We start from the raw sequence: 12,924 nt of genomic DNA, 5'->3' as shown, positions 1-12,924 counted from the left end.
CCTGCACATCAATTTGCCCCTAAGTATAGATGGAATAAGGGATTGTAAGATAGATACTTAAGTATGGTTTGTGACCATCCCTCACAATAATCCCAAATCTCGTGCACGTGCTACTGCCTCGGTACGCCGTGTTACCTGCAATTTATCGAAAATAATCCGGTTATGCCCTTTAACTGTACTCAGCGCAAGAAAAAGGTGCTCGCTAATCTCACGATTCGATCGTCCTTCAGCGATAAGGCGCAGAACTTCTAACTCTCTCTCACTCAGTGCCTCGATCATGGTCATTGTTGGCCGAGGTTCGCGCTGATCCAATTTGACTTCTTGCTTCTCTACTTCGAACTGAGCCAACAGTTTAACCAGATAGTCCGGCATCATGCTGTGGGCAGCCGCTTCGCACAACATCCTGTACATTGGGATCCCTTCATTGACGAAGATTCGGACAAAGCCACCAGGCTCTGCTATCGTCAGGGCGTCAGTCAGCATTCGCTCTGCTTTTTCCTTGTCGCCATGTGCAGCTAATACCACTGCTAATAGAACGATCACCTTGAGCCATTCATCCTGTAGGTTCTTTGCTTCCGCCTCTTCTAATAAGGATTCAAGCACCAACTGTGCCGCTGACCTAGCTCCTTGAGCGACAAGTACCCTAGCTCGACTGAGGTGAAGGCCATGCTTCTTCGCCAATTGAGCAGCTGACGTCAGATTGCCTTGACGAAGCATAGTAAGCACCTGTGCGTCAGCAATAGCAGGGATCTGATTGTCGTAATGCTGCTGCCGAGCGGAATGGTCAGCCATGGCTAACCTAGCAGCCGCTTCGCTCACTTCCCCTCGAGAGAGCATGAGCCTGGCAAGAAACACTTCACCTGCTACAACTCTGTCTGTATGTTCTAACTGCTGCGCCAATCGGATGGCTTGTTGAGTATGCTGCATTGCGGTATCGAAGTCGTTCCATTCATACCCTATGCGAGCTAATCCCAGATAGGCCTCGCAAGCCACAGGAAGCGCGGGATCACCCGCTAATTTCAATACACGCCGATAGGTTTCAGCTGCCACGTTAAGCTGGTTCTCTGATTCCTGTATCTGCCCTAAGCCAAGTGTAGCCAGAATGATAATGATGACGTGCCCAATCCTCTCACTAATGGATAAGGCTTCGGTATAGGCTTGGCTCGCTGCAGCACGATTCCCTTGAAGCTGGTAAGCATAGCCTAATGACCAGGTCGTGGCTGTGCGCACAGGCAGGTTGTCTGGGTGCAGATAAGCTAGAGCACGATAAGACTGCGCCATAATCAAGTCTACCCTGTGCATACTGACAGCTACCGTGGCACGTATAGAGGCAATATGTCCGATCGTATCCAGAGCTTTGTCATCCTGCGGCGCACCTTGCAGAGCTTGCTCAGCAGCTTGCAGCTTCTGCTCAACGCTTGAGATTTGGCCCACCAAGAGCAAGGCAGAAGCATACATCGTCCATAGCGACGGGATTGCATCCAGTTCCTCATGTGACAATGATTCCAACCAATTCATTACTGGAGTTACCGCTCCAAGAAAGAGCAAGGGCACTCCTGCTCCCTCCATTAAACGAGCTGCGCGGTGGTTATCCTTGGCAGCAGCGGCATGGTGAAAAGCCTCAAGCATGAGGAAATGGTCTTCATACCAAATGCTGGCACGTATATGGATTGCAGACAGGTCATCCTCTGCACCCAAGAGAATGCTCTGTTGCAGCCGTTTCCGCAGTAAATCAGCAAAAAGATGGTGATAACGGTACCAACGCCGTTCGTTATCCAGCGGAATGATGAATAGGTTCATGTGTTCAAGATATTCCAACGTTTTGTGCCCAGAAGCTGCGCCATCAAGATGCTCATGGATTCCTCCGTGAAGAACAGCCTCACATAAAGGACCACATAAACGATCGAGCACGGATGTACGTAATAAGAAATGCTGGACACTCTCGGGCTGCTGCTGCAGCACTTCTTCAACTAGATAATCAACCACGAAATGATGGCTGCCTGTGAAAGATTCGATGAAGCTAGATGGGTCTGTGTGTCCCTTCATCGAAAGAGCAGCTAATTGCAGGCCGGCAATCCAGCCTTCTGTTCGGGAATCTAGCAAGGTAATATCATTCGGTGTAAGGTTCAAGCCCATCATCTGGACCAGAAATTCGGATGCTTCAGAAGAGGTGAACCGTAAATCCAGCGATCGAATTTCAGTCAATTGGTCCCGTGCACGTAATCGCGCCAAGGACAGACGTGGTTCCTCACGGGTGGTCATGACCAGGTGCATCTGTGGCGGCATACGCTCAATTAATAAGGCTATGGCATTGTCAATTGAGCTAGTCTTTATCACGTGGTAATCATCTAAGACAACCAGAAAAGGTGTTGGAATCGTAGTCATTTCATTGAGCAGAGCTGTGAGAATCGCTTCAGTTGAGAGCGGCTGTGGGGATTGGAGCAACCCTAACAGGCCATCTCCAATATTTGCTTCAATCGTCTGTAGAGCCGTTATGAAATAGGTCAGGAAACGTGTAAGATCGTTATCCCCTTCGTCCAGCGACAACCAGGCGACGTGTCGATCACAATGGGCAAGCCATTCGGTGACCAGCGTTGTTTTGCCAAAGCCTGCCGGAGCAGAGAGGACGGTCAGTCTACGATATAGACCCTCGTTCAGCTGCCCAATCAGACGAGGTCGGGTTACCCCATTCGAACGAAATGGAGGGATATATAATTTAGTGGTTAGAATTGGAATGGTCATAGATGAATTATAAGGAGCGCAGTCCGCAAGCGTCAATAAGAGCTGCCCCATTCACTCACATTATTATCCCTATTTTAATCCTGCATGTTACAATATTCGGTATAAGTGAATAGAAAAACCGGATCAATAGGCGGAGGACTTCAGTGAACAAATCTCAGCGATTACTCAATATTCTCATGACGATCAGCTCGACAAAGAAATTTAATATAAAGGATCTAACCGAGGAGTTTCACGTATCCAAAAGAACGATTCTAAGAGATCTGCAGGAACTATCTGAGATGGGAGTACCTTTATACTCAGAGGTAGGCATGAATGGGGGATATCATATACTCAAAGATCCTACCTTACCTTCAATACGATTTACTCAGAACGAGGCGGTTGCTTTATTCTTCATCGCTGAATCATTGAAATACTATAACCAATTGCCTTTCGAATCAGAAACGCAAGCCGCTCTGAACAAATTTTATCATTATTTACCCTCTGCCATTAAGAATAAAATAGATCAAATGCGTTCAAAAGTCCTTTTCTGGGTCCCCAACCGCCCATTGAAAACCCCGTATTTGCCTGATTTGCTCGAGGCAGCACTTAATCAGAGCAGGGTCACTATCTCCTATGAATCACAAAATGGTGTTTCCAGCCGGGATATCCAAGTAATTGGGGTATATACGATGAACGGCTTCTGGTATTGTCCAGCTTATTGTTATACAGCACAGAATTATAGAAATTTCCGTGTGGACCGCGTCCTTTCCTTTGCCATTCCAACAGAAGCCATGGACACGATGGACTTAAGCAATCAGCAGGTGACCGACTGGGTATTTCCTGACAAATTAGACCCCGAATTAGAACAGACTATGCTTCTAAAGATCGAATTGAATAGACGAGGGGTATGGCAATGTAAATCAGATCTCTGGATGTCTCAAGGATTGACGATTCATGAAGATGAGACTGGGACGATCATAAAAACGATACAAGCCTCTGATTTCACTTGTGTAGTCGACACCATCATGCAATGGGGTACAGATGCTGTTGTGATGGAGCCGGCACTCATTAGACAATTGATCATTAATCGAACGCAAGATATTTTAAATCTTTATACTACCTCGCCCTAATTCATCTAAACAATTGATAAATTTGAGTTTCAAAGGCATTAATCAAGAGATCATGTTCCCCCATTTGGGAGTTGCCTTCATCTTCACCAGATTGATAGATTTTTTTTTTATTTTCCCACCAATAATGAGTTGCTGCATCCACGTCAAAGCTTACAGCTATCGGATGGTCTGATACATTAACAACGATCAGCAATTCTTCTTCCTTGTTTCTTCTAATATAGGACAACACCAATTCTTCTGAATGATGAATAAATTGCAGCTCTCCATTCCACAGAGCAGTGTGCTTCGTTCTAAGATGGATAAGAGATCTGTAATGGTTATACATCTGTTCATCATAATGAACCCAGTTCAACTGGTATTCCTCGAATAAAGAAGTCCAAGTATCCAGAGACCGCTCGTTAAATTCTTGCCCCATCATGATACAAGGAACCCCTTCAACTGTCATGAGCACAGACGCTGCGGACTTCGCCAGTTGTGTCCCAAGATAAGCCCAGATTCTTGAGCATTCCTTCTCTTCCAGCCACCTCATTCGCAAAGCGCCTTGTGGAAAGCTGTATGTATAGGAGTTATAAATCTGGATAAACTCCCTCCGGGTGATCTTTCGGTCAGCCAAGTCTTTAATCGCAAATCTTAGGCTGCCATCATAGGTTAAATTGCATGATTCCAGATGATGATATTCATCGTAGGATTGTGAGATCAGGACGATATCATCCTTTACTTTATTAAGTTCATTTCTTATCTCCGACAAAAAATCAAAAGGAGTGATATCAGAATCGTCCAACCGGAATCCATCAAAATCAAACTGGGCGATCCAAAACTTCATTGCCTCTATGATGTATGTTCTCATATTTCTATTCTCAAAGTTTAATCCTGCAAAATAGTCCCGATTCGGAACTTCATAATAAACTTCATTTCTATCGTTTCGTGTAAAATATTCCGGATGGCTTGTGGTCAGAATGTGATCTACACTTCCACGATTCATTACCCAATCCATGATCACCCTTATTCCATTGCCATGCGCCTTCGCAATCAGTTCCTTTAACTCTTCAGCCTTACCGTAACGGCTATCAATGGAATAATAGTCCTTTACCGCATAGGGATCACCGTACTTCCCGATTCTCTTCTCTTGTCCAACTTCCTGGAACGGCATAATCCACAGCGTATTCACCCCAAGTTCTTTCAAGTAATCCATTTTATTCGCGAGGCCAGTAAAGCCATTATCATTAAATGCTCTAACATGCAGCTCATAAATAACTGCCTTTTTCAACCATTCCGGGCTGTCAATTGCATGGAAATTTTCATACAGGTATCCGGGGCTTTCTTTGGATATATCGGTCGTTCTTATTAGTACATCGCCATCTTCTGTTACAGTTATGGCTGAATTATACTGTCCATCCTCGGAAATATTCGGGTTAAGAGGATCTGCTACCCACTCTTTATTATCCACAACGATTTTATACAGATGCCTCCCTTTCGATAAGCTCAGTTCAAGCTCCCACCAATTACTTTCTTTATGTGCCATCTGATGTTTCGTATGATCCCAAGAATTAAATGTTCCTGCTATTGAAACAACTTGAACCGAATCATCTGATCGATAACGAAATCTTACCCCTTGCAGTCCTTTTGTCGGAAAGTCATGTCTCATATTGTTCTCCCTCTGAAGGCCATCATAATAGTGCCATACCTCATACATTCAAAATAACATGTAAAGGGGTCAGAACCTGTCACCTTTTCCATACAAAAAAACCTCCGTTTGGAGGTTTTTTTGTGGCTGCCGCTTGGATAGCAAATTACATATTTTTCGTCTCCTCTAAATCTTTTACAATTTGCGGGAATTGCTTATCCAGCTTATAGAAGTAGAGAATAACGACCATGAGCGCACTAAGGATGATGGGCAAATAAATGTACATGAAGAGGATCGAAGAACGCGCAGATTCGGTGATATGCTCTTGACCACCCACATAACCTCCGAAGGCGAGCATCCAACCGACGATCGCTGCGCCAAGCCCGCTGCCTGCCTTAGAGCCGAAGCTTCCCGCGCTGTACACGAGACCTTCTGTTCGCATGCCTGTCTTCCATTCTCCATATTCAACGGTGTCCGCCAGCATAGCGAACATTGTCGCTGCTAATGGCACGCCGCCAATTGATTTGATAACAGCTGCAATGATCACTATGGTCACATCGGTTGGATCGATAATCGTAACCGCGGCGCCTGCAATGGACAGGAATAGTCCGAGTATAGCAGAGTTACGCTTGCCCAGCTTCTTAATAATCGGAGCAACGAGCAGCAGTCCAATCAACATCGGGATGAAGGAAACAATGCTGAGCACGGACATTAGATTAACGTCTTCTAGAATATACTGCGCGTAATAAATATTAACCGCCGTGTTAACGGACGTCATAACGAAGCTGAGCATCATGAATACCACGAGCAGAGCCCAATATTTGTTGCGGAAGAGAGCCTTCAGGGATCGACGAAGCGGAACTGTTTTTTGAACAACAGAGGGCTTGACTCTCTCTTTCGTCGTACGGAACGTAATGAGGAACAATAGAGCTGCAAGCACACCATAGATGAGGAAGGTTAACTGCCACCCGCGTTCTCCACCACCAAATGCATTGACGACTGGAACAGTTACAGTAGACACCGCAACGGCCCCGAAGATCGCCATCAGCATACGGAAAATGTTAAGCAAAGAGCGCTCATAAGGATCCTGTGTAATAAGTGAGTTCAGCACACCATAGGGAACGTTGGCACCTGAGTAAATAATGTTTATAAGAAGATAGGTCACATAAGCGTAAATCAATGACCCTGTAGCCCCTAGGTCAGGAGCTGAGAATAGCAATACACCGGAGATCCCGAATGGAATGGCCAGCCATAGCAGCCACGGACGAGCCTTGCCGTGCTTGCTTCTGGTCTTATCCACCAGTACACCGACACCGATATCCACGAAAGCATCGAAGAAACGGGCAATTAACAGCAATGTACCTACGGCAGCAGCAGAGAACCCGACAATATCGGTATAAAAGAAGGTCAGGAACGTCGCTGCTGACGTCCAGATCAGATTGCTTGCCATATCACCAACGCCATAGCCGAGCTTTTCTGAGAATTTGATTTTAGTCTGTTCCATAGTGGCATCCTCACTTGTATGATTAGTTTTGTCCGTTCAGTTGAATGAGCAGCTGCTCAACCATCTCATCTGTAAAAGCGCCTTGGCTGAACGCAATTAAATTGCGGAGCGGCATGCCAGCCAGTGCGGCTTGCATGATTTGCGCGGTCTTCTCGTCACCCTCTGCGATCCCCATCGCTGCTTGGAAGTTCTGTGTGAGTGCTTGCAGCATAGGCGCCGCCTCGGGATTCTGCATAAGCTCACCCAGCAGAGAGTTGCGATCATACGATTGGAGAAGAGTGACCGTAGAGTTCACGATAATCGTAGCTCCCACAGTGATCGTACGAGAGGAACCGCCAATCAGTATCTCAAAAGCTCCGCTCTCCACATGCCAATCCTTCAACTCTACGTTGTAATAAGCGAATGCACGTTTATCTAGTTGGAAGGAAATGGTGGTGTGTTCACCTGGCAGAAGCTCTACCTTCGCGAAGCCCTTCAGCTCCTTGGCAGGTCTCATCACAGAGCTTTCAACGTCTCTCACATAGAGCTGAACGGTTTCCTTGCCCGCGCGGCTGCCTGTGTTCGTGATCGTCACTTGCACATCTACGGTTTCTGTATCCAATAGCTCAGAGCGGCTCAGTATCAGATTCGAATACTCGAATATTGTATAGCTAAGCCCATGTCCGAATGGGAACAGAGGCTCTATATTCTTCGTGTCGTAATAGCGATAGCCTACGAATATGCCCTCTTTATACTCCACACGATTGCCTTCGCCAGGGAAGTTCAGGAATGATGGGTTATGCTCCAGCTTCATCGGGAATGTCTCTGCTAGCTTGCCACTCGGATTCACTTCACCAAGCAGTACGTCTGCAATCGCACCGCCTACTGCTTGTCCACCCAAGTATGCCTCGACAATGCCACTGACAGATGCAGCCCAAGGCATTTCCAGAGCGGCTCCGTTCATTAGAACGACAACAACCTTGCTCTGTACAGCTGCAATAGCTTCGATTAGCTGTTGTTGGTTAGCCGGCAGCTTCAAGTGTGCTCGATCGGCGAGCTCAGATTCGAAGCCGTCCGGCAGGCCTGCGAAAATCACGGCGATGTCCGCTGCTTGAGCTGCTCGTACAGCCTCCTCCATTAAGCTGTTATCCGTGTCTTCTGTATCCAAGGCATATCCAGGCGCATAAGTAATCAACTCGTCACTTGATACAAGCTGCTTGATTTCATCAACAGGTATGTCAATCCGGGTAGGAACAACAAAAGCACTGCCCCCTCCTTGGAACTTGGGCTTCTGCGCAAGAGCACCAATGATCGCCACTGTACTGCTTTTCTCGATGGGAAGTACGTCCTTTTCATTTTTCAGCAGCACGATGCTTTCACCAGCTACCTTGCGAGCCAACCGATGATGCTTGTCTTGATCGAATGCTGCGTTGTCCTTCTTGTTGTCTACATGCATGAAGATCAGCTTCAGTATCCGTTCTACAGCGTTATTCAATATCGCCTCAGACAGCTTTCCATTCATCACTGCATGAATGATTTTCTTCTCACTAACACCGTTCCCAGGCATTTCAAGATCAAGACCAGCAGCCAATGAATCTACAATTTGATCAACAGCGCCCCAGTCAGATACGACTAAGCCTTCGAATGCCCAATCCTTGCGCAGCACATCATTCAATAAATAATCATTTTGCGAGGCATAGCTTCCGTTTATTTTGTTGTAAGCAGTCATCAGTGTCCAAGGCCGGCCTTTTGTAACCGCACCTTCGAAGCTCGCCAGATACATCTCGCGGAGCGTTCGTTCATCGATAATGGCGTCATACGTCATACGGTGATGCTCTTGATTGTTCGCTGCAAAATGCTTGAGTGAGGTGCCTACGCCTTGGCTCTGCACACCTTGAATGTGGCTTGCCGCAATCTCAGAGGAGAGGTAAGGGTCCTCGGAAAAATATTCGAAGTTGCGTCCGCCAAGTGGCGAACGCTTGATATTCGCTCCAGGGCCCAGCAATACGGCGACATTCTCAGCTTGGCATACTTCACCAAGTGCGGCTCCCACCTCGCGAATCAGTTCGCGGTTCCATGTACTGGCTAATCCCGCTGCTGTTGGGAAGCATGTGGAAGGAATACCGCTATTCATGCTGACGCTCTCAGATGGAGCCGCTTGCTTGTGGAGACCATTGGAGCCATTGGCAACCATAATAGAAGGGATGCCTAGCCGGTCCACGCCTTTCAAATGCCAAACATCCAAGCCAGAGCACATACCTGCTTTTTCTTCCAAGGTCATTTGTGTAACGATATTCTTTATGTCGCGATTCATCGTGAATCCCTCCTATTGTGAATGCAGTTGATTATGAAGCGTTTTCATTATTGCTGCTCACTCATTATAGATGACCGACAAGATATAAATATGGTACGATATCTAGAAAAAAAGTATATTTCATAGGAGATAACTGATGGAACTTACCCCCTCCTTTTTAGCTAAATTAATTCATGAAAGCATGCAGCTTCCTGCCATATGGATGAGTAAAGATGGAAGTGGCAAACAGGACTATTATGAGACGAATGCTCATATCCCGTTCTCTGAATTACGTATTACCGAGTACTTTCAGCTATTCGTTGCACGCACCTGGGATAAGGCTTTTCCCATTATTCAGACCACAGAGCTTCAAATACAGTTCATTGTGCAGCCGGTGTTTTCAGGGGATAATCGGATAGGAACCATCATTGTAGGCCCAACCGTTGACAACGTTCCAACCGAGGAAACCATACGCAATCTCATGAATGACAACCAGATTCCAGTTAAGCTCCATCCGATCTGGGCTGATTATTTGCGCAGTCTTCCCCTTATCTCTAAGCACCGGTTGTTTCACATGGGAATCATGACACATTGGGTTGTTAACCGAGAGGCATTAGAGCTCACAGATGTACTGGAACATAATTACCGATTGGAGCAGCGTTACTTGTCAGAGAAGGCCATTGAGCTCACGATGTCGGATATGAAGGAGTTGTCCGTACTTCACACGAGCCCTGAAGTGGAACAAATTATGCTGCGGCATATTAAGAACGGGGATACCTCAGCACTTAAGAAGCTTCTTGTGATGGGTCCAATTGGCGAAGCTGGTACGCTCTCCAAGAGAAGTCATCTGAGAAGCCGCAAAAATATTGCCATATGCGCAATTGCGATAGCCGTGCGTGCGGGTATGGAGGGGGGGCTCTATACAGAGCTTGCTTATCGATTAAGCGATACTTATATTCAACATATTGAGGATCTGATGGATGTTCGATCGGTGGAAACCGCAATGATCGACGCATTCCTCGATATTGCGAACCGTGTGAGGGAGAATCGAAAAGGTACGGTATCTAAGCCGATTGCGCAGTGCCGCGAGTACATTTTCAACCATTTGTATGAGGCAATTCCGATTGCAACACTAGCTGAGTTGACTGGCCTTAACGGCACCTATTTATCTTCCCTATTCAAGAAGGAGACAGGAATTACGATCAGCAGCTTTATCCATCAAGAGAAGGTCGATGAAGCGAAGAAGCTGCTGGATTTCTCAAGTGAATCGGTCTCTACTATCGCGACTCGGTTGAACTATTATGATCAGACTCACTTCATTAAGTCATTCAAGAAATATGCTGGTGTAACTCCTAAGCAGTATCGTGATCGCAAGCGTGCAGAACAGCACGATATAGGCTCGAAATCGCCTTGAGACGATCATGATCTCATAGCTTTCCATACGAAAAAAACGCAATCCTGTACAGGATTGCGTCAGACTGTAGAGAAACCTCCTGTTTTTTATGAGGGCTTAAATTCCCCTAATTTTTCCGTTAAAATGTAGCTCCCAGATCGTTTTAGATCATTTTTTCTTCGATTAGACGAGAACCATCAAATTTGGTGCATGAAAGTAAAATTTCAGGAAACTGAATGGTAGTGAGTACAGTGTATAGAAAGCTATTGACGATGTACCGCCTTGGGGTTGTATGAAATACAGTCTGCATCACGCGAGATAGTCTATTCATTGTGCGAGCTGAAGCTACATTGTATTTCGTGCAATAAAATCAGTGAAAACGGTACTAGAAGTCCGCTGAGGTTGCATTACATACAACCAAATCCGTTGTTTTGGCTCATAAAAGTAAATTTAAGGAAACTAAATTGTAATGAGTGCAGTGTATAGAAAGCTATTGACGATATACCGCCATAAGCTTGTATGAAATACAGTCTGCATCACGCGAGATAGACTATTAATTGTGCGACCTGGAGCTACATTGTATTTGAACCACCAAATAAAAAAAGTGTCGAAAAATCCCTAGGACTTTCTCGGGCACTCTAACGCAATCCTGTATAGGATTGCGTTCTGCTTCACATAGGCCGTAACTATTCTAAGCCATGCTCTGTTCGAATATTGTACATCCCATTAATCAGCGGTTCGCTAGGATCACGGTTCAATTGCAAGTAGGTTACTAACAGATGCAAGGGAACAGCACATACATTATTGCCATCTACAATCGCAGGAAATCCAGCTTCAAAGACCGGGCCGTGCTCCTCATTGAAAGCTAACCCTGCATGCACTTGCTCAGGAGCAAACTCTTCCGTTACTGCTGCTATACATTGCGGTACAAGGATGTTGTCGATAACCGCTTTTGCTTCTTCCTCGCTTGAACCCGGTTTAGGCAAAGGCTTCCCGCCCTCGTTCCTCATAAGATCTACGAAGAAAGAAGCCATCCACATAGCAGGATCATTGCCTGACTGGAATCTGGTAACCAGCTCGCGCAGGAAGAAACCGCAGGAGTATACACTGTCCGAATCATCCTTCACATGAAATACAAATACAGGTCCATAAGCCTTTACATTCATCACTTGTGCTTCTACATGATTAAAGTGCGATCTCAGGGCAAGTAGGCCGTTATGATGAACAGCCTTTACCAGCTCCATCATCTGCTCCTCCGAGAGGACTTCTTCTTTCCCACTTGCTTGGTCATTGGTTGTACCCTTGTTCATTTTCTTGCTCCCCCTGTCTGCAATCTCATATACCTACCCGATTAGCAAGTCTTATAAGATCATATCGCAAAGTAACCTTCATGCAAATCTATTATAAATGAATGCACTGGTTACTACTATTATAAGCTTGTACACGTCAAACAGGAAATTTTAATACTTAGCAAAATTTACAATATACAGATTCCCCCTCATGAATATCGGCAACGCCACAATTCCGTAACAAATTGCTCATTGTGCATCATTGCCCATTGGGCAATAATATAATATGTAAGGATTTCATTATAACAAAGTCACAGTCTATCTGAAGAGAGGTGGGCGCTTAGGCGTTACATGATGAATAAACAAAGCCTACGCCAGATCAAAAGGGAAGCAACCGCGAACGCCCTTGCTAATGCAGCATTTGCTCTCGCTCTGGAGAAGGGGATGGACGGCTTCGTCGTCGAAGATGTCGTGCAGCGCGCCGGCTACTCAAGAAGAACGTTCGCGAACCACTACTCCTGCAAGGAGGAAGCCGTAGCGTCGGCGGCTGTCATCTTTAATGGCGCTGATCAAGTCGTGAATTGGATCGGCGAATTAAGTGAAGATATTCCTCCACTGGACGTCCTATACCATTTGATGAAGATGCAGCTAACCGCAGAGCATTTCTCGAAATTGCGACAGCTTGTAACCCTCTCGAATCATTACCCAACACTTGGGCCCTACATCCTCAGCGAGCTGCGTCGTTTGCAAATAACCGCCCAAGAGACCTTAAGTGCTTTCTCCCATGGCCGTTATCCCGAGGGGTACATCCAGCTTCTTGTCGGAGCCGTGTATGGTGCTGTACTGCCTTTATTTGACGGCAGCCTGAATGTGCTGCTGCCAGGTCAATCAGCCGCCGATAACCCGGAGGCTATCACTCTCGATCACTATTTTGATACGATGTTCGGTTACTTACGGAACGGCTTCTAGTTCATCGCTTCACGTTATACCT

At 46.1% G+C, this 12,924-nt stretch carries 8 protein-coding genes; 3 read left to right on the top strand and 5 right to left on the bottom strand.

Going from position 1 to position 12,924, the window contains the following annotated elements; genetic code table 11:
* Positions 1 to 81: 81 nt before the first annotated feature.
* Positions 82 to 2,793: a winged helix-turn-helix domain-containing protein gene (locus tag AC6ESP_RS01365; protein ID WP_497094866.1), complete on the bottom strand. Its 2,712-nt coding sequence runs from the start codon at positions 2,791 to 2,793 to the stop codon at positions 82 to 84.
* 92 nt (positions 2,794 to 2,885) lie between these two features.
* On the opposite strand from AC6ESP_RS01365, the gene AC6ESP_RS01360 reads away from it, so the two are divergent.
* Positions 2,886 to 3,851, top strand: a complete 966-nt coding sequence (locus AC6ESP_RS01360) for a helix-turn-helix transcriptional regulator (protein WP_497094865.1) — start codon at positions 2,886 to 2,888, stop codon at positions 3,849 to 3,851.
* A 1-nt stretch (position 3,852) separates the two neighbouring features.
* On the opposite strand, the gene AC6ESP_RS01355 is transcribed toward AC6ESP_RS01360, so the two are convergent.
* The 3 genes from AC6ESP_RS01355 to AC6ESP_RS01345 form a co-directional block, all read right to left on the bottom strand.
* Entirely contained in the window at positions 3,853 to 5,544 is a 1,692-nt protein-coding gene (locus AC6ESP_RS01355; RefSeq protein ID WP_497094864.1) for an alpha-amylase family glycosyl hydrolase, read from the bottom strand.
* Positions 5,545 to 5,641: 97 nt separating this feature from the next.
* Positions 5,642 to 6,979: an MFS transporter gene (locus AC6ESP_RS01350; protein ID WP_497094863.1), complete on the bottom strand. Its 1,338-nt coding sequence runs from the start codon at positions 6,977 to 6,979 to the stop codon at positions 5,642 to 5,644.
* Positions 6,980 to 7,001: 22 nt separating this feature from the next.
* The gene (locus tag AC6ESP_RS01345) at positions 7,002 to 9,272 is read right to left on the bottom strand and encodes a glycoside hydrolase family 3 C-terminal domain-containing protein (protein ID WP_497094862.1); all 2,271 of its coding nucleotides are present in this window, start codon (positions 9,270 to 9,272) and stop codon (positions 7,002 to 7,004) included.
* A 202-nt stretch (positions 9,273 to 9,474) separates the two neighbouring features.
* Here AC6ESP_RS01345 and AC6ESP_RS01340 point away from each other — a divergent pair, with 202 nt between their 5' ends.
* Positions 9,475 to 10,665: a helix-turn-helix domain-containing protein gene (locus AC6ESP_RS01340; protein WP_497094861.1), complete on the top strand. Its 1,191-nt coding sequence runs from the start codon at positions 9,475 to 9,477 to the stop codon at positions 10,663 to 10,665.
* A 665-nt stretch (positions 10,666 to 11,330) separates the two neighbouring features.
* On the opposite strand, the gene AC6ESP_RS01335 is transcribed toward AC6ESP_RS01340, so the two are convergent.
* Positions 11,331 to 11,954, bottom strand: coding sequence for a hypothetical protein (locus AC6ESP_RS01335; RefSeq protein ID WP_497094860.1), 624 nt, complete (start codon positions 11,952 to 11,954; stop codon positions 11,331 to 11,333).
* 330 nt (positions 11,955 to 12,284) lie between these two features.
* On the opposite strand from AC6ESP_RS01335, the gene AC6ESP_RS01330 reads away from it, so the two are divergent.
* Positions 12,285 to 12,902, top strand: a complete 618-nt coding sequence (locus AC6ESP_RS01330) for a TetR/AcrR family transcriptional regulator (protein WP_497094859.1) — start codon at positions 12,285 to 12,287, stop codon at positions 12,900 to 12,902.
* The last annotated feature ends 22 nt before the right edge of the window (positions 12,903 to 12,924 follow it).

It is taken from the genome of Paenibacillus xinjiangensis, from assembly GCF_059686975.1.
Note: the sequence above shows the minus strand (reverse complement) of the source record. Positions and strands in the feature narration are given on the sequence as shown.